This is a genomic window from Janthinobacterium sp. FW305-128, from assembly GCF_020858135.1.
Classification (GTDB): domain Bacteria; phylum Pseudomonadota; class Gammaproteobacteria; order Burkholderiales; family Burkholderiaceae_D; genus Janthinobacterium.
This window is the reverse complement of record NZ_JACYMK010000001.1, coordinates 384,125-408,420: the sequence shown is the minus strand read 5'-3', so window position 1 is coordinate 408,420 and position 24,296 is coordinate 384,125. Positions and strand designations below refer to the sequence as shown.

At 66.2% G+C, this 24,296-nt stretch carries 17 protein-coding genes; 5 read left to right on the top strand and 12 right to left on the bottom strand.

Annotated features, from left to right (window positions below):
• Positions 1-53: 53 nt before the first annotated feature.
• The 5 genes from IGS60_RS01860 (at position 54) to IGS60_RS01840 (ending at position 8,354) form a co-directional block, all read left to right on the top strand.
• Positions 54-2,051, top strand: coding sequence for a DNA topoisomerase IV subunit B (locus tag IGS60_RS01860; protein ID WP_230502052.1), 1,998 nt, complete (start codon positions 54-56; stop codon positions 2,049-2,051).
• Complete coding sequence (locus IGS60_RS01855) at positions 2,051-3,760, top strand: molecular chaperone HscC (RefSeq protein ID WP_070288625.1); 1,710 nt, start codon at positions 2,051-2,053, stop codon at positions 3,758-3,760. Before IGS60_RS01860 ends, IGS60_RS01855 begins: the two co-directional genes overlap by 1 nt.
• Positions 3,761-3,772: 12 nt before the next feature.
• Positions 3,773-5,578: a J domain-containing protein gene (locus tag IGS60_RS01850; RefSeq protein WP_230502051.1), complete on the top strand. Its 1,806-nt coding sequence runs from the start codon at positions 3,773-3,775 to the stop codon at positions 5,576-5,578.
• A 48-nt stretch (positions 5,579-5,626) separates the two neighbouring features.
• On the top strand, positions 5,627-7,981 hold the full coding sequence (gene parC / locus IGS60_RS01845) for a DNA topoisomerase IV subunit A (protein WP_230502048.1): 2,355 nt from the start codon (positions 5,627-5,629) through the stop codon (positions 7,979-7,981).
• Positions 7,982-8,165: 184 nt separating this feature from the next.
• Positions 8,166-8,354, top strand: coding sequence for a helix-turn-helix transcriptional regulator (locus IGS60_RS01840; protein WP_035822224.1), 189 nt, complete (start codon positions 8,166-8,168; stop codon positions 8,352-8,354).
• Here IGS60_RS01840 and IGS60_RS01835 read toward each other — a convergent pair.
• The 12 genes from IGS60_RS01835 to IGS60_RS01780 form a co-directional block, all read right to left on the bottom strand.
• Positions 8,351-8,698: a hypothetical protein gene (locus tag IGS60_RS01835; RefSeq protein ID WP_070224289.1), complete on the bottom strand. Its 348-nt coding sequence runs from the start codon at positions 8,696-8,698 to the stop codon at positions 8,351-8,353. The two genes, IGS60_RS01840 and IGS60_RS01835, sit on opposite strands and share 4 nt — an antisense overlap.
• A gap of 34 nt (positions 8,699-8,732) precedes the next feature.
• On the bottom strand, positions 8,733-11,057 hold the full coding sequence (locus IGS60_RS01830) for a M43 family zinc metalloprotease (RefSeq protein WP_230502046.1): 2,325 nt from the start codon (positions 11,055-11,057) through the stop codon (positions 8,733-8,735).
• A gap of 164 nt (positions 11,058-11,221) precedes the next feature.
• The gene (locus tag IGS60_RS01825) at positions 11,222-11,698 is read right to left on the bottom strand and encodes a hypothetical protein (protein ID WP_070224288.1); all 477 of its coding nucleotides are present in this window, start codon (positions 11,696-11,698) and stop codon (positions 11,222-11,224) included.
• A 215-nt stretch (positions 11,699-11,913) separates the two neighbouring features.
• Positions 11,914-13,131, bottom strand: coding sequence for an acetate/propionate family kinase (locus tag IGS60_RS01820; protein ID WP_230502044.1), 1,218 nt, complete (start codon positions 13,129-13,131; stop codon positions 11,914-11,916).
• A complete protein-coding gene (locus IGS60_RS01815; RefSeq protein WP_070224286.1) occupies positions 13,128-14,543 on the bottom strand; it encodes a bifunctional enoyl-CoA hydratase/phosphate acetyltransferase in 1,416 nt (471 codons plus the stop codon). The genes IGS60_RS01820 and IGS60_RS01815 overlap by 4 nt, the downstream gene beginning before the upstream one ends.
• Positions 14,544-14,552: 9 nt before the next feature.
• A complete protein-coding gene (locus IGS60_RS01810; protein ID WP_230502671.1) occupies positions 14,553-16,769 on the bottom strand; it encodes a DUF3141 domain-containing protein in 2,217 nt (738 codons plus the stop codon).
• A 102-nt stretch (positions 16,770-16,871) separates the two neighbouring features.
• Entirely contained in the window at positions 16,872-17,996 is a 1,125-nt protein-coding gene (locus tag IGS60_RS01805; RefSeq protein ID WP_070224284.1) for an ABC transporter permease, read from the bottom strand.
• A 1-nt stretch (position 17,997) separates the two neighbouring features.
• Entirely contained in the window at positions 17,998-20,739 is a 2,742-nt protein-coding gene (gene rbbA / locus IGS60_RS01800) for a ribosome-associated ATPase/putative transporter RbbA (protein ID WP_230502042.1), read from the bottom strand.
• A gap of 2 nt (positions 20,740-20,741) precedes the next feature.
• Complete coding sequence (locus IGS60_RS01795; protein ID WP_099409171.1) at positions 20,742-21,815, bottom strand: HlyD family secretion protein; 1,074 nt, start codon at positions 21,813-21,815, stop codon at positions 20,742-20,744.
• Between the two features lie 18 nt (positions 21,816-21,833).
• The gene (locus tag IGS60_RS01790; RefSeq protein WP_230502040.1) at positions 21,834-23,273 is read right to left on the bottom strand and encodes an efflux transporter outer membrane subunit; all 1,440 of its coding nucleotides are present in this window, start codon (positions 23,271-23,273) and stop codon (positions 21,834-21,836) included.
• 16 nt (positions 23,274-23,289) lie between these two features.
• Positions 23,290-24,075, bottom strand: a complete 786-nt coding sequence (gene fabI, locus IGS60_RS01785) for an enoyl-ACP reductase FabI (protein WP_230502669.1) — start codon at positions 24,073-24,075, stop codon at positions 23,290-23,292.
• A complete protein-coding gene (locus tag IGS60_RS01780; RefSeq protein WP_070224279.1) occupies positions 24,072-24,257 on the bottom strand; it encodes a hypothetical protein in 186 nt (61 codons plus the stop codon). Before IGS60_RS01780 ends, fabI begins: the two co-directional genes overlap by 4 nt.
• Positions 24,258-24,296 lie beyond the last annotated feature (39 nt).

Genomic DNA, 24,296 nt, shown 5'->3' with positions numbered 1-24,296 from the left:
GCAGTGCCCTGGCCTGGCGTTCCAACCACTGTCTTTACTTAGCTTGAACACGTATGGCCACTAAAAAACCAGCATCCGACTACAGCGAATCATCCATCCGTGTCCTGAAAGGACTGGAACCCGTCAAGCAGCGCCCGGGGATGTACACCCGCACTGAAAATCCGCTGCACATCATTCAGGAAGTGATCGACAATGCCTCCGACGAGGCGCTGGGCGGTCATTGCACGCATATCGCCGTGACGCAGAACACGGATGGCAGCATCACCGTCGAAGACAATGGCCGCGGCATTCCCGTCGGCCTGCACCCGGAAGAAGGCGTGCCGACGGTGGAAATCGTGTTTACGCGGCTGCACGCGGGCGGCAAGTTCGACAAGGGTTCGGGCGGCGCCTACGCGTTCTCGGGCGGCTTGCACGGCGTCGGCGTGTCCGTCACCAATGCACTGTCGACGCGCCTGGAAATCACCGTCTGGCGCAAGGAAAGCGATGGCAACGGCCTGCACCACATGGTGTTTGCCAACGGCGACGTGATCGAGCCCCTGAGTTCCCGCCCCGCCCCGCGCGACGGCAAAAAATCCGGCACGCGCGTCACGGCCTGGCCCGATGCGAAATACTTTGATTCGCCGAACATCTCGCAAACGGAACTGCAACGCCTGCTGCGCTCGAAAGCCGTGCTGCTGCCGGGCGTCACCGTCACGCTGACCAACGCGAAGACGGGCGACACGCAAACGTGGCAGTACGCGGAAGGCTTGCGCGGCTACCTGACCGAAACGCTGGCACAGGTATCGAACGGCGAAACCCTGATTCCCCTGTTCGAAGGCGCGCAATACGCTGGCCCGGACTCGGAAGGCTTTGCCGAAGGCGAAGGCGCGGCCTGGGTCGTGGCTTGGACGGAAGAAGGCGCCATCGTGCGCGAATCGTACGTCAACCTGATTCCCACCTCGAATGGCGGCACGCACGAATCGGGCTTGCGCGACGGCCTGTTCGGCGCCGTGAAAAACTTCGTCGAGATGCACTCGCTGCTGCCCAAAGGCGTGAAACTGCTGCCGGAAGACGTGTTCGCGCGCGCATCGTTCGTGCTGTCGGCCAAGGTGCTGGACCCGCAATTCCAGGGCCAGATCAAGGAACGCCTCAATTCGCGCGACGCCGTGCGCCTCGTGTCGACCTTCACCAAGCCGCCGCTGGAACTGTGGCTGAACCAGCACGTCGATTACGGCAAGAAGCTGGCCGAGCTCGTGATCAAGCAGGCGCAGTCGCGCCAGCGCTCGCTGCAAAAAGTGGAAAAGAAAAAATCCTCGGGCGTGGCCGTGTTGCCGGGCAAGCTGACCGACTGCGAATCGTCGGACATCGCGCGCAATGAACTGTTCCTCGTCGAGGGCGACTCGGCGGGCGGTTCGGCCAAGATGGGCCGCGACAAGGAATTCCAGGCGATCCTGCCCCTGCGCGGCAAGGTGTTGAACTCGTGGGAAACGGACCGCGACCGCCTGTTCGCCAATAACGAGATCCACGACATCGCGGTGGCCATCGGCGTCGATCCGCACAGCGTGGGCGACTCGCCCGACCTGTCGGGCCTGCGCTACGGCAAGATCTGCATCCTGTCGGACGCGGACGTGGACGGCTCGCACATCCAGGTACTGCTGCTGACCCTGTTCTTCAAGCACTTCCCCGTCCTGATCAACAAGGGCCACATCTGCATCGCCCGTCCGCCTTTGTACCGCGTGGACGCGCCGGCGCGCGGCAAGAAGCCGATGCAGAAAATCTATGCGCTCGACGATGGCGAACTGCTGGCCATCGAGGACAAGTTGCGCAAGGAAGGCGTGAAACAGGGCGCCTGGTCGATCTCGCGCTTCAAGGGCCTGGGCGAGATGAACGCCGAGCAGCTGTGGGAAACGACGATGAACCCGGACACGCGCCGTTTGCTGCCCGTCACGCTCGGCGAAATCGACCACATGGCCTCGGCCTTGCGCTTCAATATGTTGATGGGCAAGGGCGAGGCGGCAGGACGCCGCGCCTGGATCGAGGAACACGGCAATGAGGCGGAGGCGGATATCTGATGATCATCGGCATCGACCTGGGCACCACCAACAGCCTGGTCGCCATCTGGCGCGACGGCAAGGCTTCCATCATCCCGAATGCGCTCGGTGAACACCTGACGCCGTCATGCGTGAGCATCGACGACGACGGCACCGTGCTGGTCGGCCGCGCCGCGCGCGAACGGCTGCAGACGCACCCGCAGCTGACGGCGGCCGTCTTCAAGCGCTACATGGGCAGCGAAAAGAAGATCACCCTCGGCACGCAGCAATTCCGCCCGGAAGAACTGTCGTCGATGGTGCTGCGCGCGCTGAAGGAAGATGCCGAAGCCTTCCTCGGCCACAAGGTCGAGGAAGCCATCATCACCGTGCCCGCGTATTTCAGCGATGCGCAGCGCAAGGCCACGCGCATCGCCGGCCAGCTGGCGGGCCTGCGCGTGGAGCGCCTGCTCAACGAGCCGACGGCCGCCGCGCTGGCCTACGGCATCCGCGACAAGGAACAGGAAAGCAAATTCCTCGTCTTCGACCTGGGCGGCGGCACGTTCGACGTGTCGATCCTGGAGCTGTTCGAAGGCGTAATGGAAGTGCGCGCCTCGGCCGGCGACAATTTTTTGGGCGGCGAAGACTTCGTCACCGTGTTGGTCGACGCTTTCATGGAAGGCAGCGGCCTGCGCGACGCCGTCGGCAGCCGCCTGCTCGACCCGCGCCAGCAGCAGCTGCTGCGCGACGAAGCCGAGCGCGTCAAGCGATTGCTGTCGGACCAGCCGTCCGTGCGCATGGCCACGCGCTACCAGGACAAGGAATACAGCTGGGAGATCGGCGAAGACAAGCTGGCGCAATTGTGCGAGCCGCTGCTGGCCCGCCTGCGCCTGCCCGTGGAACGGGCGCTGCGCGACGCCACCATCCGCGCGGCGGAATTGAATGAAGTGGTGCTGGCCGGCGGCGCCACGCGCATGCCGCTGGTGCGTAAACTCGTCTCGCGCATGTTCGGCCGCTTCCCCGCCATCCACCTGGACCCGGACGAAGCCGTGGCGCTGGGCGCCGCCGTGCAGGCGGGCCTGAAGATGCGCGACGCGGCCCTCGACGAAGTGGTCATGACGGACGTGGCGCCGTATTCGCTGGGCATTTCGATTTCGCGCCAGGTCGGCGCGAACCAGTATGAGGGCGGCCATTACCTGCCCATCATCGAGCGTAACTCCGTGGTACCCGTCTCGCGCACGGAAAACATCACCACCATCCACGACAACCAGAAGGAAATCAACGTGGCGATCTTCCAGGGCGAGTCGCGCCTGGTGGCCGACAACGTCTTCCTGGGCAAGATCAGCTTCCCGATCCCCGCGAAAAAGGCGGGCGAGATCGGCATCGACGTGCGCTTCACCTACGACGTCAGCGGCGTGCTGGAAGCGGAAGTGACGGTGCTGGCCACGCAGGAACGCCACAAGATGATCATCAGCGACAATGCGGGCGTGATGACGCCGGAACAGATCGAGCAGCGCTTTGCGGAACTGGCCGACCTGAAGATCCACCCGCGCGAGCAGATGGAAAACCGCACCCTCGTCACGCGCGCCGACCGCCTGTATGAACAGTCGCTGGGCGACGTGCGCCAGTACCTGGCGGCGCACACGGCCAATTTCCAGGCCGCGCTGGAAACGCAGGACCCGGCCACCATCCGCAAGGCGCGCCAGGCGCTCGACGAGGTGTTGCGCCAGGTCGAGAGCGAGAGCTTCCTGTAAATGGACGGCGGCATGCACAACGGCCAGCGCGGCCTGTGGGAGATCCTCGGCACGGAGCCGACCGGCGACGAGCGCGCCCTCAAGCGCGCGTATGCGAAGCGCCTGAAGGTGACGCGGCCCGAAGACGATCCGGCCGCCTTCCAGGAGCTGCGCGAAGCGTATGAATACGCGCTGCGCCATGCGCACCTGTTTGCTGATGAACTGCCGGAAGCGCAAGCGGCCGAAGCGGCGGTGGCGCAAGCGCCAGAAGCGCCGCCCATGGAACCGGCCGACCTGTGGGGCGTCATCGACGAGCCCGCGCAGCAGGCGCCTGCGGAACTGTGGGGCGTCATAGCCCAGGACCAGGCACCGCCGCCGGAACTATGGGGCGTGCTCGCCACCGATCCGGCGCAGGAAGCGGCCAATCTGTGGCAAGGCTGCCTGGCATGGATGCGGCATGCGGATGCGGGCGACGCGCTGGCCCGCATGCTGCAGGACGAGGCCATGCTGAACCTCGACGTGCGCGAGGAATTCGAGCTGTGCGCGCTGCGCTATTGCGCCAGCGCCGGCTATGACCCGGCGCTGCGCCACGCCCTGTTCGAGCAGCTGGGCTGGGACCACGACTTTTCCTATCTGGCGCGCAGCCATGCGGACCTGGTGCGCAGTGCCGTGCAGCGCTACCGGGCGGACCGCTCGTTCGCCCATTTCAGCGACAACCGCGACAGCTACCCGGGCCTGGACTGCATCATGTCGCAGCAGGCACCAAGCGCCTATGCGCGCCAGCTGTTCGACCAAAAATTCACGCTGCAGCTGCGCGAACTGCTGCACGCGATACGCTGGCAGCATGGCGAGATGCTGGCCTACAAGCTCGATACGGACCTGTTCGAGCAGTGGGAACACGCCGTGCATGGCAAACGCTACTTCAAGCAGACGGCGCTCGCGTCGGGCGGCCTGGGCTTCGTGCTGCACTTCATGCTCGCGGGCGTGCTCGATGCGGCCGGCTTCAAGCTCGGCGACGCGGCCGCCTATGTCAGCCTGCTCGGCTTCCAGGCGCTGGCCTTTGCCGTGCTGGCCATGCATGCCTTGCGCTGGCCGGCACCCCTGTTCGCGCGGCTCGACTCGCTGCAGGACGCGCTGCAGGACCGCCTGCCCGTACTATGGCAGCGGCCCGGCTTGCGGCAACTGGGCTGGATCGTGCCCTACCTCGTACTGGCGCTGATGCTGTTCCTGCCCGAACGCAGCGACACCATGCGCCTCGTCACTGCGGGCGGCCTGTGCGCGTCGGCCCTGCTCGCGTATGCGATGAACCGCCAGCTGCTGCATGGCATGCTGCTGCTCCTGGTCCTGGGCATGTCGCTGTTCGCCGCCATGTTCATGAGCGGCAAGGGCCAGTCTGCGCTGGCCATCGGCGACGCCATGCCGATGATGTTTTGTCTGGCGGCGCTGGCCCTGCGCAGCGCCACCGGCCTGTATGGCGATTGCGGCGGGCCGGAGGCGCTCTTGCCCCGCCTGCGCGCGGCATGGCTGATCGGCTGTGCGGGCTTGCTGTTGCAACTGTATTTGCAATTGCTGCCGGCCGCCCTCGTGGGCGCAGCGCTGTATGCCTGGTCGTGCGCCGGCCTGCTGTTTTCCCCCACCGATTTCAAATGGAAGACGATCTGGCCGGTGGTGCTGGTGCCGTCCCTCGCCAGCTTCGTGCTGGCCGGCCACGCCCCGGCCATCCGCGCCATGCCGATGATGCACAACAGCGTCGAGCTGGCCCTGGCCGTGCTGTATCTGACCTTGCGCTATATGTATCTGACGTACGGCAAGTCCTTTTCCAAATCACGGCTGTCATAATCAGCCCCACGAATTCAACCGCAACCACTTAACACCGAAACAAGCGCCATGTCCACACAAACCAATTTATTTGACGATGCCCAGCCTGAGCCGATCGAGCCGGATGAACCGGTATTCGACGGCGAAGCGCTGACCCTGTCCACCTTTGCCGAGCGCGCCTATCTCGATTACGCCATCTCCGTCGTCAAGGGCCGCGCCCTGCCCGACGTGTGCGACGGCCAGAAACCCGTGCAGCGCCGCATCCTGTATGCGATGAATGAGCTGGGCTTGAATTCCACGGCGAAGCCGCGCAAATCGGCGGCCGTGGTCGGCGACGTGCTGGGTAAATTGCATCCGCACGGCGACCAGTCCGTGTACGACGCGCTGGTGCGCATGGCGCAGGATTTCTCCTTGCGCTACCCGCTGATCGATGGCCAGGGCAACTTCGGCTCGCGCGACGGCGACGGCGCCGCGGCCATGCGTTACACGGAAGCGCGTCTGACGCCGATCGCCAAGCTGCTGATGGATGAAATCGGCATGGGCACGGTGGACTTCCAGCCCAACTACGACGGTTCGACGGAAGAACCGAAGCTGCTGCCGGCGCGCCTGCCGATGGTGCTGCTCAATGGCGCCTCCGGCATCGCCGTGGGCCTGGCGACGGAAATCCCGTCGCACAACCTGGCCGAAGTGGCGAAAGCGGCCGTCGCCATGATCCGCGATCCGAAGATGACGCACGCCGAGCTGATGGCCATCATTCCCGGCCCCGACTTCCCCGGCGGCGGCCAGATCATCACGCCGCCATCGCAGATCGCCGACATGTACGCGAGCGGCCGTGGCAGCATGAAGGTGCGCGCGCGCTGGAAGATCGAAGAGCTGGCGCGCGGCCAGTGGCAAGCCGTCGTGACGGAACTGCCGCCGGGCACCTCCTCGCAAAAGGTGCTGGAAGAAATCGAGGAACTGACGAATCCGAAGATCAAGCTGGGCAAGAAGGCGCTGTCGCCGGACCAGGTGGCCCTGAAGGCGCTGATCCTCAATTCGCTCGACACCATCCGCGACGAATCGGGCCGCGCCGCGCCCGTGCGCCTCGTGTTCGAGCCGAAGTCGAAGAACCAGGACCAGACGGAATTCATGCTGATGCTGCTGGCGCATACGTCGCTGGAATCGTCGACCTCGATCAATCTGGTGATGATAGGCGGCGATGGCCGTCCGCGCCAGAAAGGTCTGGGCGACATCCTGCGCGAGTGGATCGATTTCCGTTTCGAGACCGTCACGCGCCGCACCGGCTACAAACTGGGCAAGGTCAAGGACCGCATCCATATCCTGGAAGGGCGCGAAGCGATCCTGCTCAATATCGACAAGGTGATCCAGATCATCCGCAATTCGGATGAGCCGAAGGCGGCCCTGATCGAGGCGTTCAAGCTGTCCGAGCGCCAGGCCGACGATATCCTGGAAATCCGTTTGCGCCAGCTGGCGCGCCTGGAAACGATCAAGATCCAGCAGGAACTGGCCGAGCTGCGCAAGGAAGAAAAATCGCTGCAGGACCTGCTCGACAACCCGGGCTCGATGAAGCGCGCCATCATCCGCGAGATCGAAGCGGACGCCAAGCAGTTCGGCGACGCGCGCCGTACCCTGATCGAGGAAGCGCAGAAAGCCGTGGCCGAGCAAAAAGTGGTCGATGAGCCGGTCACCGTCATCATCTCGGAAAAAGGCTGGGTGCGCGCGCGTACCGGCATCGGCCACGATGCGGCGCAGTTCACCTTCAAGGCGGGCGACAGCCTGCATGGCGCCTTCGAGTGCCGCACGGTCGACACCCTGCTGGGCTTTGGCAACAACGGCAAGATCTACTCGGTGCCCGTCTCGGCGCTGCCCAACGCGCGCGGCGACGGCGTGCCGATCACGACCTTGTGCGACCTGAGCGGCGGCACGCCGGGCAACGCCGTGCGCATCCTCCATTACTTTGCGGGCAATGGCGCCACCAATTTGCTGCTGGCGTCGAGCGCCGGCTACGGCTTCATCGCCAAGGCGGGCGACATGACGAGCCGTCTGAAAGGCGGCAAGGCCTTCATCACCCTGGACGATGGCGACGTGCCTTTGGCGCCGAAAGTCATCCCCGAGGCGGCCAGCGCCCTGGCCTGTTTGACGGAAGGCGGGCGCCTGCTGGTGTTCGGCCTCGATGAAATGAAAACCCTGTCCAAGGGCGGCACCGGCGTCAAGCTGATCGACCTCGATGCCAAGGACAAGCTGCTGGCCGTGCAGCCGATCACGCAGCGTGGCGTGGTGGTCTCGGGCATCGGCCGGGCCTCGAAACCGCAGGATGCGTCGCTGGGCGCCACGGCCCTGGCCGAGCACTTCGGCAAGCGCGCCAAGAAGGGCAAGGCGCTGGCGGCCAAGCTGAAGCCTGTCTCGATGGCAGCCATCGGCTGAGCGCCACCCAGCCACACGAAAAGACAGGTACGCCTGTCTTTTTTTTCGTTCATCGCATCTGGCAGCAGAGAAAATAATTTTACAGATAGGCACCGTGCTCCCGTTATCCCTGCAGGCATGCCACCGGCATGCCGCTTACGGACAGGAGAGCAAGAATGACACACAACGTTTCAGGCAGGCTGCCATGCAGCGCCTGACGCCGGCAGAACGGCTGGTGGCGGCCATGGCGGCGGAAGGCTTGCCGTATAAAAGCATCGCCAGGGAACTGGGCAAGTCGCCGGCCACCGTGCGCAACCAGCTGCATGCGATTTACCAGAAACTGGGCGTGGGCAACCGCACGGCGCTCGCGCACAAGTTGCGCGGCCAGCCTTAACGCCGCGCCAGGCGCAGCACGTCGGGCGTCGCTTCGACGATGTCGATCACGTCCTGCGCCCCGCCAGCATCACTCAGGGCATAGCGGCCCATGCCCAAGGGCACCAGCTTGGCAACGGGGCCGGCGCGGGGACGGTCGTCGGGGCCGGGCGCCATCGACGTCAATGTCGCCGCCCCTTGCGCCATGGCGCCGGCGGACGGGCCAAACTCCAGCACCTTGCGCCCCTTGCGGCTGGGAGGAAAGACGAAGGTGGCCGTGGGCCGGTACACCTCGATACCGTCTGCATCCTCCTCGAAGGAATGCGTCCAGCTGCCGCTGGGCAAAGCCGTTGTCATACCGTGCATGCCGCCTCCCGTTTCACGCATTGACGCATTGACGTCAGAAACACGATACCACGCCGCCCAGGCTTTCATAGCCGCTCACGGAAGGCGACCAGGCCGTACCGTTCCAGGCCTTGTGGAACAGAGCGCCATTCGTGCCCGTGACAAACACGTCGAGGCGGTTCGCCGCCCAGGCCGTGGCGCGCGGGCGCGAAGTGCACACGCCGCCCAGGCTTTCAAAGCCCGTCAGCGACGGCGTCCAGGCGCTGCCGTTCCACGCCTTGTGGTACAGGGCGCTATCGGTGCCGATGACGAACAGGTCGAGCCGGTTGGGCGCCCACGACACGGCTTCCACCTCGCCCACGCAAATGCCGCCCAGCCGTTCGAAGCCGTCGTTGGAAGGCCCCCATTTCGCGCCGTCCCACCACTTGTGGTACAGCGCGCCATCGGTGCCCGTGACAAAGACGTCGAGCCGGTTCGGTCCCCACGCCACCGCCTTCGGCGACGAGGTGCAAATGCCGCCCAGGCGCTCGTAGCCCGTCAGCGACGGTCCCCAGGCCGTGCCGTCCCACCACTTGTGGTACAGCGCCCGGTCCGTGCCGATGACGAAGACGTCGAGGCGGTTCGGCCCCCACGCCACGGCTTCCGGCTGACCCAGGCAGATGCCGCCCATGGCTTCGTAGCCGGTCAGCGACGGCCCCCAGGCGGCCCCGTTCCACCACTTGTGATACAGGCCGCGGTCCGTGCCGACGACAAACACGTCGAGGCGGTTCGGCCCCCAGGCCACGGCGCGCGGGTCGCCCACGCACAGCCCGCCCATCGCTTCATAACCGGTCAGGGACGGCCCCCAGGCCGTGCCGTTCCACCACTTGTGGAACAAGCCGCTGTCGGTGCCCGTGACGAACACGTCGAGCCGGTTCGGCCCCCACGACACCACCTGCGGGGCGCTGGTACAGATGCCGCCCTGCCCTTCATAGCCGGTGGCGGAAGGCGCCCAGGCCGTGCCGTTCCAGGCCTTGTGGTACAGCGCGCGGTCGGTGCCCAGCACGAAGACGTCGAGGCGGTTCGCGCCCCAGGCCACGACGGGGGAAGAACTCTGGCGCGGCGTGGCGCCCGTGCCGCCCGTTCCCGTGCCGATGCTGGCGCGCGGACCGTCGAGACAGGCCTGCATGCGCGCCACCTGGCCCGCCGTAAACATGAACATGGCGGGATCGTCGACGTAATCCATGTAGTTCATGAACATGTCGCCATTCGGCCCGTTGCTGCAGGAAATGTGGGGAAACGAAGGCTGGCCCGTGTTCGGTCCGCCCTGGTTCGGCGTGTCGGCCACGTTGTCCGTGCCCGAGCAGCCGGTGCCGTCGTCGCCCCAGATATGGTTCAGGTTCAGCCAGTGGCCGATTTCATGCGTGGCCGTGCGCCCCAGGTGGAACGGCGGCGCCGCCGTGCCCGTCGTGCCGAAGGCCGATTGCAGGATCACCACGCCGTCGGTGGCGGCCGGGCCGCCAGGAAATTGCGCGTAGCCGAGCAAGCCGCCGCCCAGCTGGCAGACCCAGATATTCAGGTAGCTGTCGGCCGGCCAGGCATCCATGCCGCCCGTCGCCTGCGATTTGACGGCATCGTCGGCGCCAAACGAGGCCACGGTCGTCTGGCGCCGCTCGATGCCGCTGGTGGCCGCGCCATGCGGATCGATGGTGGCCAGCGCGAACTCCACGCGCGCATCGGCCGTCAGCGGCAGGAACGGCGCCGGCGTGCTGTTGACATCGGGATTGACGCGCCGGAAGTCACGGTTCAGTACATCGATCTGGCTGGCGATCTGCGCATCCGAAATATTCTGCGCGGCCGTATTCCACACCACGTGCACGACCACCGGTATCTGCGTCACGCCGGAACGCCCGGCGCTGCTGCCGGCGCCCTCGTACATGCCAGCCTGGTTTTCAATATCGGCGCGGATGTTCGCATAGGAGGGGTCCTCCGTCAGCAGGCGGCGATGCACGTCCATCGTGGCGCAGGTGCGCACCTGCGGCGTGCCGCCGCCCTGGCCGCCGCCGTCGCCGCCCATGCCGCCTCCACCGCCATCGCGGTCGCCCCCCATGCCGCCGCCATCGCCCACGTGCATGCAACTGGCGCCGGCCATGCCCTGCGATGCCTGCTGCATGCCGCCGCCCGGCATGTCGCCGCCGTTCGCCGCGGCCGCGCCCTGCGCGAGCGCCGCCTGATCCGCGTACGACATGCCCAGGCGCGGCCCCGGCATGGCGTCGGCGCCCGCCGCATCAGTACCGGCATGCACGTCGCCCTCGACCGGCATGGACTGCATGGACTGTATGGCCGGCGCGCCTTCGGCCGAACCGGTGGCCGGTAATTTTTTCGTTTTAGCGGTGCTCATGGTGTCTCCTTCGTCTGTTTGCCAATTCACTATGGCACGGCGAAAAGAGGAGCATTTGTGCCAGATCAAGACTGGCAAGCGGTGCCCGAAAAAAGTGGCAGACGAAAAAAAAGACAGCCGAAGCTGTCTTTTTGGCTTGCGGGCCGTGGCCCGCAAACGGGGAATTACTTGGCGGCGGCGGCCTTGACTTCAGCGTCGGCTTTGGCCTTGGCTTCTTCCGTCTTGGTGGCGGCGAGGGCTTTGTCGGCATTCGCTTCCACTTTTTCCTTGGCGACCTTGGCGTTCGCTTTTACGGCAGCCTTGGTGGCTTTCGCATCGGCCTTGGCATCGGTTTTGTCTGCCTTGGCTTCCGCTTTCAGCTTGTCTTCCGCATCGGCGTTGACGACTTTGTCATGGGCCTTGGCTTTGGTTTTGTTCGCCTTGTGATGGGCGTCAGCTTTCTTTTCGTCAGCCTTCATCTCGGCCTTGGCGACATTGGCGTCAGCCTTGGCATCGACTTTGGCTTCCGAAGCGGCAGCCTTGTTGACGTCTTTTTGCGCGGAAGCCTGGGCTTTCACGACAGCTTCCGTGGCCGGCGCGGTTTGAGCGAAGGCGGCGGTAGCAAACAGGGTAGCGATCAGTGCGGCGAGTAATTTGTTCATGATGAGACCTTTCAATATGGTTTAATTTTATTCTTACTAAAGGCGGGCAAAATGTTCAAAATTTGCCAGGCATCGCGCTGTTTCTTGATGTAGCGCAATGGCATGACTTCATAGTAAAGATAACTGGCAAACCACACAGTGCGGTAGCGCACTCAACGAGAAATATATGCAAATCGGCAAATTTCCCATCGAGCGCGGCCTGACGCTTCAGATCCTCATGCGCCCACGGCCAGCGCCGCGTGGCGCGCCGCCACCCACTCCTCGTTGGCCGGCTCCACGCCCACCACGATGCGGCTGGCGTCGGTGGAGATACGGCTGGCGTTGCGCGCATTGGCCTGCGCATCGAGCACGGGGCCGATAAAACCGAGCTCGGCGCAGATGCGCTGGCGCAATTCGGCGCTGTGTTCGCCGATACCGGCCGTAAACACCAGCATGTCCAGTCCCCCCAGCACGGCCGTCAGGGCGCCGATCTCGCGCACGATGCGGCGGATATATAAAGCCAGCGCGGCGCGGATGCGTTCGCCCGTCGCATCCTGCCGGTCCTGCTGCGCCAGCAAGACCGGCGGGTCGGCCGACACGCCGGACACGCCCAGCAAGCCCGACTCGTGGTACAGCACATGCGCCACTTTTTCCAGCGACAGCTTTTCGATTTCCATCAGGTAGATCACGGCGCCAGGATCGAGCGAACCGCAGCGCGTGCCCATCATCAGGCCGTCGAGCGCGGAAAAGCCCATGGTGGTGGCCACGCTGTGCAAATTGTCCATGGCGCACAGGCTGGCGCCGCTGCCCAGGTGGGCCACGATGACCTTGCCGCGCGCGACAGCGCCAAAACGCTGTTCCAGCACCAGCGACTGGTATTCGTAGGACAGGCCGTGGAAACCATAGCGGCGCAAGCCCCGCTCCCACGCATCGTAAGGCAGGGCCAGCATCTGCTCGACCTGCGGCACCGTGTGGTGGAAGGCCGTGTCGAAGCACGCCACCTGGGCGATGTCGGGCCGCGATGTGAGCAGCACCTCGATCGCCTCGAGCGCGAACGGCTGGTGCAGGGGCGCCAGCGGCACATAGCTTTTCAGGTCGGCCAGCACGGTGAAATCGATGCGCACGGGGGCGAAGTACTTGCTGCCGCCATGCACCACGCGGTGCGCCACGGCGCGCAGCGCACGCCCGTCCAGCTGCGCCACCACTTGCGCGCGGATGTATTCGAGCGCCGCATGATGCGGCTGCTCCGCATCGAGCTGCAAGGCCACCGCCGGCAGGCCGCCGGCGCGGTAGGTGGCGCTTTCGCGGCCGATGCCTTCGACCTTGCCGCTCCATTGCGCCTGCTGCGGCAGCACGCCGCCCGCCTGCTCGAACAGGGCGAACTTGATGCTCGACGAGCCGCAATTGAGCACCAGGATCAAGGCACCGTCGGCGTGGGTGATTGGCGCGTTCATGGCGGCGTGCTCCGGTAATGGTTGGCCAGCATCACGGCGATGGCGCACGAGGCGATGCGGCTGGCGCGCGAATCGGCGCGGCTGGTGAGGATGACGGGGATCTTCGCGCCCAGCACGATGCCGGCGCTGTCCGCGTCGCCCATGTACTCGAGCTGCTTGGCCAGCATGTTGCCGCTTTCCAGGTCTGGCACCAGCAGGATGTCGGCGCGGCCCGCCACTTCCGAGACGATGCCCTTGACGGTGGCGGCGGCGATCGACACGGCGTTATCAAAAGCCAGCGGGCCGTCGAGGATCGCGCCCGTGATCTGTCCGCGGTCGGCCATCTTGCACAGGGCGGCCGCGTCCAAAGTCGCCGGCATGTCCGCATTCACCGTTTCCACGGCGGCCAGGATGGCCACGCGCGGGCAGGCCACGCCGATCACGTGCGCCAGGTCGATGGCGTTGCGCACGATGTCGGCCTTCATGGCCAGGTTGGGCGCGATATTGATGGCGGCATCCGTGATGATGAAAGGGCGCGGATAGGCGGGCGTCTGCATCAGGAAGCAGTGGCTGATGCGGCGCTTGGTGCGCAGGCCGGCGCTGGCCGACAGCACGGCCGACATCAGTTCGTCCGTATGCAGGCTGCCCTTCATCAGCGCCTCCACTTCGCCCTTGCCCGCCAGCTCGGCGCCGCGCGCGGCGGCAGCATGGCTATGCTCGACGTCCTCGATGGCGATGCCGGCCAGGCTCAGGCCCGCTTCGGCCGCCACCGCTTCCAGGCGCGCGCGCGGCGCCACCAGCACGGGCGTGATCAGGCCGGCCGCATGCGCGTCCAGCGCGCCCGACAGGCTCAATTCATCGCAGGGGTGGATCACGGCGACCCGGATCGGCCCCAGCGTACGTGCGTGCTCGAGCAGGCGCCGCGTGCCGTCGCCGTTATGCAGGCGCACTTCGGGCAAGGTGGCGCGCGCCCGCTCGATCTGCTCGGCCGGCGCGATCACCTGCGCCTCGCCGTCGAGCACCACGGCGCCATGCTGGTTGACGCAGCGGCAAGCCAGGGTCACGTGGCGGCTGCGCGGCTCGCGCGCCGTGACGGTAACGCTGATGGCCAAGGTATCGCCCACGCGCACGGGTTGCAAAAAACGCAGGGTCTGGCCCGTGTAGACGGTGCCGGCGCCGGGCAGGCGCGTGCCCAGCACGGCGGATATGAGGGAAGCGCCCCACATGCCGTGCGCGATCACGCCTTGGTAGCGGGTGGCGGCGGCAAATTCCGTATCGAGGTGCTGCGGGTTGTCATCGCCCGACATCACCGCGAACAGGGCGATATCGTCCATGCTCAGGGTGCGCGTGATGCTGGCGGTATCGCCGATGGCGATCTGGTCGAAGGTGCGGTTACGCACGATATGCAGATCATCGTCTTGGGTAGTAGTCATCGTGGTCTTCTAGGCAGAGGTAATATGTTTGGCCGGTTTGGCTTTGGGTCCGGCATGGGATGCGCGCGCGTCCGGCGGCAGCGCCTGCGCCTGCGCCTGCTGCTTGACTGCGCGGTCGAAGACGTCCAGCATCTGTTGCAGGCTTGCTTCCTCGTCCGGCGTCGGCGGCTCGGGCACCTGCAGCACTTGCTGCAGCCATTCGGCCAGCGCGCCGATGTCGTCCGGATCGGCGCGCGACAGCAAGGCCGGCAAGGCGGCGATGGCGGCATCGAAATCATGCAGCATCAGGCGCGCCTGCTGGCGCACGATGCCGCGGAATTCCTCCATGCTGACCTCCTGCCGGTATTGCGGCTTGATCAATTTGAGGGCCAGGTTGACCCTGCGCTCGTCGGCGATCATGCGGAAGCGGTAGATGTAGAACAGCGCGCGCACGGCCGCTTCCACCAGGCCGCCCCGCTGCATGTCCTCGTCCATCTTGCGCGTTTCGCAGCGCACATATTCGCAATGCTCGGGCGAGATGCCGGGATGGGGGCGCGGCGGCGCAGCATCGCCGATGGACTGTCCCGTCAGCGCCTGCACCAGGGGCGAGCCGTACACCAGGTCGAAGGTGGTTTCCTGCAGCATGTCGCGCCAGTCGCGCCAGCCGTTCAAGCCGGCCGTGATGGCGCCGGAGACGGCTTCCTGCATGGCCAGCAGCGGGTTGTCGGGCGATACCGGCTGGCGGTGGGCGCGCACCTTTTCCGCCTCCCTGGCCACCAGCCTGGCCAGCGGATTGTGGTCGGTCCAGCGCTCGTACGACACGCGCAGCGGATGCGCAAGCTGCAGGAAGCGCGCGGTCTGCGGCGTGACCATGGCGCGCACCCACGGCTGCGCGAACGTGCGGTACAGGGCCAGGTTGACCTCGGATACGCGCGCGGCGGCGGCGAACTTGCGGTCGTTTTCCACGCTCGGCTGCACGATGGCGCGCACGTCCTCGATGCCGCGGTGCTCGACCTGCAGCACATAATCGCCGCTGGCCAGGTCGGCATTCGGCGTGTCGGGCGTCTTGTCGACGATCCGCGCTTCGTAGATACCGGCCGGCAGCAGGTTGATCAGGTCGATATTGCTGGCGAATTTCTGGTGTTCCTTGTGCCCCACCTTGGCCGAGACGAAGATGCCCAGGTGGCCGATGCTGTCATGCACGGCATAGACGATGGTCTGATCGTGCATCAGCACATCCTTGTCGTCGCGGTACAGGTCCGTGATCCAGCCCAACGCCTGCGGCGGCGGCGTGATGTTGTCGCCATTCGAGCAGAACACAACGATGGGCGAACGGATATTGCGCAAGTCCAGGCGCACGCCGTCGGAGGTGATCAATTCGGCCGTGGCCAGGCGGTTGCCGATGAACAGATTGTCGACGATGTACTGCATCTCGACGTCGTTGAGGAACACATGGCCGCCCCAGTATTTTTCAAATTCCAGGTAGCGGGGCGCTTCCGTATCGATGTTCGCGTACAGGTTGTACTGCTTGCTCCACAGGGTATTGGCCGGGTTGAGCTTTTCGAAATTCTGCACCAGGCTGGCGCCGTCGAAACGGCCGTTGCCCAGGTCGCCCGCCAGCGCCGTGGCCCAGCTGCCGCCCATCAGGCCGCCAGCGTAGCGCATCGGGTTGCGGCCATGCCAGCCGGCCCAATAGGACACGGGCGCGCCGGCCACGATGATGGGACCGAACAATTCCGGGCGCATGGCCGCCGTCATGAGGATTTGCCAGCCCGCCTGGCAATTGCCGATGACGACGGGCTTGCCTTCGCTGAGCGGATGCAGGGCGATGACTTTTTCCAGGAAGGCCGCCTCGGCATGCATCACGTCTTCCACCGTCTGTCCCGGCACGGGATCGGGCAGGAAGCCGATGAAGTAGCACGGGTGGCCGGCGCGCAGGGCCACGCCGATCTCGCTCTCGGCCTTGAAGCCGCCGATGCCGGGACCGTGGCCGGCGCGCGGATCGACGACGACAAACGGCCGTTTCGATGGCTCAGGTTCGGGCGCATCGGGCGTCAAAATGCGCGCCAGGCCGTAGTTGACGGGGCGCGCCAGCTCCAGGCCCGACATCACCAGTTCGGCGGGGAAGTCGAGCACGTTCGGCACTTCCTCGGCCAGGTGCTCCTGGTACTGGTTGCCGCGCCGGCGCATCACGTCCGCGTACAGCACGATGCGCTGCCACGAGTCGCGCGCATAATCGCCCAGCATGCCCAGGGACGGCAAGCCGCCGGTGGAGAAAAATGGTGCAGCTTCGGTTGTCATGGCTATCCTTTTCATGCAAAAAAACGCCGGACCATTCCGGCGCGGGGGCTACGCCATCTGGCTGATGGTCTTGCGAAAGCGCGCCAGCGCGAAGGTAAACAGGGCCGTGCCGATGGCCAGCAAGGCCAGGAACGGTTTCCACACCACGTCGATGCCGGCGCCCCGGTACAGGATCGCCTGGCTCAATTCGACGAAATGCGTGGTCGGGGCGATCAGCATGATGTTCTGCACCAGCTCGGGCATGCTTTCGCGCGGCGTGCTGCCGCCCGAGAGCATCTGCAGCGGCAGCAGCACGAGGATCAGGAGCATGCCGAACTGCGGCATGCTGCGCGCCACGGTGGCCAGGAAAATCCCCATCGAGGTGGTGGCAAACAGGTGCAGGGCCGCGCCGCACAGGAACAGCGCGATCGAGCCTTCGATCGGCACGTGCAGCATGCCGCGCACCACCAGGTTCAGTGACAGGGCGGCGGCCAGCAGCACCACCAGGCCCATCGACCAGACCTTGCCCAGCATGATCTCGGCCGGCGTCACGGGCATCACCAGCAAATGCTCGATGGTGCCGTGTTCGCGCTCGCGTATCAGGGCCGCGCCCGTGAGGATGATCGACAGCATCGTCACCTGGTTGATCAGCTCCATCAGCGAGCCAAACCACGCCTGGCTCAGCGAGGGATTGAAGCGCGCGCGCATCACCAGCTCCACGGGCGAGACGGTCGCGCCCCGGTAGCGCTTGGCGAATTCCGATATCTCGCCAGCGACAATCTGCTGGATGTAGCCGCTGCCGCTGAAGGCCTGGCTCATGCGCGTGGCGTCGACGTTCAGCTGCAATTCCGCCTGGCGCCCGCCCAGCACGTCGGCCTGCAGCTTGGGCGGGATCGTCAGCACGAAGGTGTACCGGCCCGCGTCGAGGCCCGCATCGACCTGGCTCTGGTTGATCATGGCCGGCGGCGTGAACTGGGGCGGGAAGAAGGCCGAGGCGATGCGCGCGGACAGCGGCGAGCCATCCTCGTCGACGATGGCGATCGAGGCCATGTGCAAGGTTTCCGGCTTGGCCGTGGCGGCCACGTAGATGGCCAAAGTGAACGTGTAGAGGATCAGGATCAGCATCATCGGGTCGCGGATCAGGCTCCAGATTTCCTTCACGCCCAGGCGGTAGATGTTTTCAAGGTGGCGCATGTCAGCTCTCCTGTTTCTTCAGCAGCGCCACCGTCACGCCGAGGATCACGGGAATGGCGACGAGCAGGGGCCAGAACGAGGCGTGCAGGTCGCCGAAGCCCAGCGCCTTGTTGAATACGCCGCGGCTGATGTTGAGCATGTGCGTGGCCGGGTACATCAGGCCGATGGCCTTGCCCACGCCTTCCATCGACGAGACGGGATTGAGCAGGCCGGAAAACTGGATGGCCGGGATCATGGTGCCGATCATGGTCACGAACAGGGCCGCGATCTGGCTGCGCGTAAAGGTCGAGGCGAACAGGCCGATGCCGGTGGCGCAGATATTGAAGATGAAGGTGGCGCCGATCAGGGTCGGCAGGCTGCCCTTGATCGGCACGCCGAAGGCCGTGACGGCCAGCAGGGCCATGAGGACGAAGTTGAACATGGCCAGCACGACGTAGGGCACCTGCTTGCCGAGCAAGAATTCCAGGCGCGTGACGGGCGTCACGTACAGGTTGATGATGGAACCGAGTTCCTTTTCGCGCACCACGGACAGCGCCGCCAGCATGGCCGGCAGCATCAGCAGCAGCAAGGGAATCACGGCCGGCACCATGGCGGGCAGGCTTTTCACGTCCGGGTTGTAGCGGTAGCGCGTCTGGATGGCGACGGGATTGCTCATCGTGATGCCATAGCGGTGCAAGGCCTGGTCGGCCAGCCACAGCTGATGCATGCCCTGCACATAGCCCTGCACGGTTTCGGCGCGCATCGGCATGGCGCCGTCGATCCACGCGCCCACCTGCGCCGGCGCGCCGCGCTGCACGTCGCGCGCGAAGCCGGGCGGGATCTCGATGGCCAGCGACAGTTCGCCGCTGCGCATGCGCTTGTCGATATCGGCATAGTCGCGCAACGGCGGGCGCTCGACGAAGTAGCGCGAGCCGGCCAGGTTGTTCGTGTAATTCTGGCTCAGGGTCGTCTGGTCGTGGTCGAGCACCGCATAGCTCAAGTCTTCGACGTCCAGACTGATGCCGAAGCCGATGACGAACAGCAGCAGCACGGAGCCGCCCAGCGCCAGGGTCAGGCGCACGGGGTCGCGGCGCAATTCCAGCGCCTCGCGCCACATGTAGCTGAGCATGCGGCTCACGCTGAAACGGCTGCGGCGGTGCTGCGGTGCCGGTGCCGCTTCCTGCGGCACGGACGCCGGCGTTTCCTGCACTGTCGCCGCTGCCGTGCCGCCGCCCGCCTCTTCCAGGTAGGCGATGAAGGCCGCCTCCAGCGACGGCGCGCCCTTCTTGCGCACCAGTTCGGCCGGCGCATCGCTGACCAGCACTTTACCCGCGTGCATCAGCGAGATGCGGTCGCAGCGCTCGGCCTCGTTCATGAAGTGGGTGGAAATGAAGATGGTGACGCGGTCGCGCCGCGCCAGTTCGATCATCAGGCGCCAGAAATTGTCGCGCGCGATGGGGTCGACGCCGGACGTCGGTTCGTCGAGGATCAGCATTTCCGGCTTGTGCACCATGGCCACGGCCAGCGACAGCCGCTGGCGTATGCCCAGCGGCAGGCTGTCGGGCAAGTCGTCCATCACGGCGCGCAAGTCGAAGCGCTGCGCCATTTCGTCGATCCTCGCCGGGATCTCGCCCTCCGGCACGTGGAACAGGCGCGCGTGCAGCACCAGGTTCTGGCGCACCGTCAGTTCGCTGTACAGGGAAAACGCCTGCGACATGTAGCCGACCCTGCGGCGCGTGTCGATGTCGTTGGAATCGACTTCCTTGCCGAACAGCCAGGCCTTGCCTTCCGTGGCCGGCAGCAGACCCGTGAGCATCTTCATGGTGGTCGACTTGCCGCAGCCGTTCGAACCGAGAAAACCGAAGATCTCGCCGCGGCCGATGCGAAAATTCACATGGTCGACGGCGGTAAAATCGCCGAAGCGCATGGTCAGGTCTTTGGCCTCGATGGCGACGTCCTGCGCGCTGGCGGCGTCCAGCGGCGTGATCACGACGGGCTGGTGGCCGGCGCGCTTGGCTTCGGGCAGCAGCTTGATGAAGGCCGCTTCCAGGTTGCCGCTTTCGGTGCGCGCCAGCAGTTCGGCCGGCGTGCCCGTATCGAGCACCTTGCCGTCATCCATGGCGACTAACCAGTCGAAGCGCTGCGCCTCGTCCATGTAGGCGGTGGCCACCATCACGCTCATCTGCGGGCGCTGCACGCGGATGCCGGCGATCAGGTCCCAGAACTGGGCGCGCGCCAGGGGATCGACGCCGGTGGTCGGCTCATCGAGAATGAGCAGGTCGGGATCGTGGATCAGGGCGCAGCACAGGCCCAGCTTCTGCTTCATGCCGCCCGACAGCTTGCCCGCCGGGCGCGCGAGGAAGGGCTGCAAGCCCGTGCTGCGGGTCAGCTGGTCGATGCGGCGACGGCGCTCGGCCGCGTCATGGCCGAACAGGCGCGCGAAAAACTGCAGGTTTTCCTCGACCGACAGGGTCGGATACAGATTCTTGCCCAGGCCTTGCGGCATGTAGGCGATGCGCGGGCAGACATCGTCGCGGTGGCGCGCATCGCGCATGTCGCCGCCCAGCGCCATCACGCTGCCCTGCTGCACGGCGCGCGCGCCGGCCACCAGCGACAGCAGGCTCGATTTGCCCACGCCATCGGGGCCGATCAGCCCCACCATGCGGCCGGCCGGCACGTCGAGGTCGATGCCGTCGAGCGCCACCGTCTTGCCGTAATGCTGGCTGACGCCCTTGATGCTGACGACAAAGGAAGTCACGTCCATGCTCACTGCGGAACCTTCGCCGTCAGTTCAGCGGGCCAGGGCTGCTTCGCATCGAGGCGCACCCAGGCCACGCCGGGCAAACCCACTTTGACCAGGGCCAGGTGCTTTTGCAGCAGCTCGCGGCTGATCTGCGCCTTCACGCGGAACATCAGCTTCTGGCGCTCGCTGGCCGTTTCCACCGTCTTCGGCGTGAACTGCGCGCTGGCGGCGACAAACGAAATCGTCGCGGGAATCACGTAATTGGGCGCCGCGTCGAGGATGAGGCGCACCTCGCCACCCATCGCCACCTTGCCGGCCGCCGTCTCGGGCAGGAAGAAGGTCATGTAGACGTCCGACAGGTCGACCAAGTTGAGCACCTTGCCGCCGCCGGCCAATACTTCGCCCTGTTGCGCCACCAGGTATTGCACGCGGCCGTCGCGCGGCGCCGTCAGCTGGCCATCGGCCAGGTCGGAATCGATGCGCGCCGTGGTCGCCTCGGCGGCTACGACGGCGGAACGCGAACCGACCACCTGCGCTTTTGCCGCATCGATGGCCGCCTGCGCCGCCGTCACCTGCGCCTTGGCCGCATTCAGGGCGGCGGCCACGCTGCGCACGCGGGCGCGGTCGTCGTCGAGTTCCTGCACCGAGGAAGCGCCTTCCTTCGACAGGGTTTCGGAACGGGCCAGGCGGCGCTTGGCCGCATCGAGTTCGCTTTCGCGCTGCGCCACCATGGCCAGCGCGGCCGCCTTGTCGCTTTCGCGCACGGCCACCTGCGCCTGCGCGCCGACCACGGCATCGGACGCCTGCTGCTGGCGCGCGCGCGCCTCGTCGCGCTGGGCCGTCAGCGAGTCGACCTGCATGGTGGCCAGCGGCTGGCCCGCCTTGACGAAGTCGCCCTCGCGCACGAGGATCTCCTTGACCCGGCCGGCCAGCTTGGTGGCGACGTCGACTTCCGTCGCTTCGATGCGGCCATTGCCGCTGACAAAACCTTCGCCAGGGCCCGTGGGGCGCATTTTTTGCCAGGCCACGTAGCCCAGCACGAGCACGGCCACGACGAGCGCCGCGGGGATGAGTTTTTTCTTCAGTTGAGCATTCATGGTATCGGGGCGATCAAATTAGTGAGTGGAAGCGGCGGCGGGTGCGGGTGCGCCGCCGCCCAGGGCCGCGTACAGGCTGACCTGGCTGGACAGCAGCGCGCGGCGCGTCTGCACCAGCTGCTGCTCGACCGTCAGCAGGTCGCGCTGTGCATCGAGCACTTCCAGGTAGGGCGCGGCGCCATTGTCGTAGCGCAGCTTGGCCAGGCGCGCGCGTTCGCTCTGCGCGGCCAAGGTGGTCTTGCCGATATCGACCTGCAGCGCCAGCCAGCGCCGGTTCGACAGCGCGTCGGCCACTTCGCGGAAGGCGCCCTGCACGCTCTTTTCATAATTGGCCACGGCCACGTCGCGGCGTACCTCGGCCAGATCCATATTGGCGCGGATGCGGCCCGCGTCAAAGATCGGCAGCACCAGGCGCGGCGCGAAATTCCAGGCGCCGCTGCCCGAGTCGAACAGGCCGCTCAATTCCGCGCTGGCCGTGCCATAAGCCGCCGTCAGCGAAATGGCGGGGAAGAAGGCGGCGCGCGCGGCGCCGATATTGGCTTGCGCGGCCCGCAGCTGGTGCTCGGCCGCGATCAGGTCGGGACGCTGCGTGAGCAAGGCCGAAGGCAGGCCCGCATGCAGCGGCTGCAGCACGCTGGAGTCGTCGAAGCGGCGCATCTCGCCAGCCACTGGCGTCAGGTCGACGGGACCGCCCACCAGCTGGGCCAGCGCATGCGCCTGCACGGCGCGCGCCTGCTCCAGCTGGGCCGACAGCGACAGGGCCTGGCTGAGCAGGGTTTCCACCTGCGTCAGGTCCAGCTTGGAAATCGACCCCACCTCGAAGCGGCGCGTGAAGATGCGCAGCGATTCGGCGCGGCTGTCGACCGTGGCGCGCGCCAGTTCCACGCGCTCGTCGAGTTCGCGCAAGCCCAGGTAGCCATTGGCCACCTGCGCCACCAGGGCCACGCCGACGGCGCGGCGCGCCTCGTCGCTGGCCAGCAGGGTTTGCAGCGCGCTGTCCTTCAGGCTGCGCACCCTGCCCCAGAAATCGAGTTCCCAGGCGCTCACGTTCAAGCCCGCCTGGTACTGCGCGCTCGTCATGGCGCGGCCCGTCGGACTCAGGTCGTCTGGCACGCGCGCGCGGCTGCCGGAGGCGCCCAGCGCGATGGTGGGGAATTGCTCCGCGCGCTGGATGCCATACGCGGCGCGCGCTTCTTCCACGCGCAGGGCGGCGATGCGGATGTCGCGGTTGCCGGCCAGCGCCTGCGCAATGAGCGCCTGCAGGCGCGGGTCGGCAAAGTAGGCTTGCCAGGCGACGTCGGGCGCCTGCGCGCCGGCCGGATCGGCTTCCGGATACTGCGCCGCCACGGGCAGCGGCGGCGGCGCGTACGGCGGCGCCAGCGAGGCGCAGCCGGCCAGGGCCAGCGCGGTGGCCAGCGCGGCCGTCCTGGCGCGGTTGGACAAAGTAGAAACAGCCATGGTCATCTTCTTCCAGTCAATTCAGAATGTTGTAGCCGCCATCGACATACAGGGTGCCGCCCGTGATGGCGCGCGCGCCGTCGCCGGCGAGGAAGGCGCACAGCGCGCCCACGTCCTCGATGGTGGCCAGGCGGCGCATGGGCGAGCGTTCGATGGCATCGGCCATCAGGCGGTCGAAATGGGCGATGCCGGAAGCGGCCCGCGTCTCCAGTGGGCCCGGCGAAATGGCGTTGACGCGGATGCCTTGCGGCCCCAGTTCGGCGGCCAGGTAGCGCACCGACGCTTCCAGCGCCGCCTTTACGGGCCCCATCAGGCCGTAGTCGGCGATGACTTCCTCGGCGCCCAGGTAGCTCATGGTCATCAGGCTGCCGCCGTCCCGCATCAGGGGTTCGGCCAGCTTCGCCATGCGCATGAAGGAATGGCAGGAGACATCCATGGCCTGCGCGAAACCGTCGGCCGAACTGTCCGTGACCCTGCCATGCAAATCCTGTTTCGGCGCGTAGGCAATGGAATGGACGACGAAATCGATGGCGCCCCACTGCCGTCCGATCTGCGCGAACAGCGCCTCCAATTGACCCGGCACGGCCACGTCGAGCGGCGCCATGATGGCCGCCTGCACTTGCTGCGCCAGCGGCTCCACGTGCGCTCTGGCCTTGTCATTAAGCCAGGTCACGGCCAGTTCGGCACCGGCCGCGCGCAGCGCGCTGGCGCAGCCCCAGGCGATGCTTTGCGCATTGGCGATGCCCACCACCAGCCCACGCTTGCCCTGCAAAGGCAAGTGCGGGTGCAAGCCGGCCGTCATGCCTGGACCGGACGCAAGGCGGGCCACGGCGTGGCCGCCTGCACGCAGCGCACCGCGCCGGCACGCGTGGCGGCCGCGCTCATGGCCAGGGTCACGCCGCCGGCGCGCGCATACGGCAAGGCAATCGGTGTGTGGGGATGGAGGGTATTGCACGCGTCAGGCGCGGGGGTCTGCATCTTCATGAATCGGCTTCCGTCACTGAAATTCGAGGCCGGCACCAG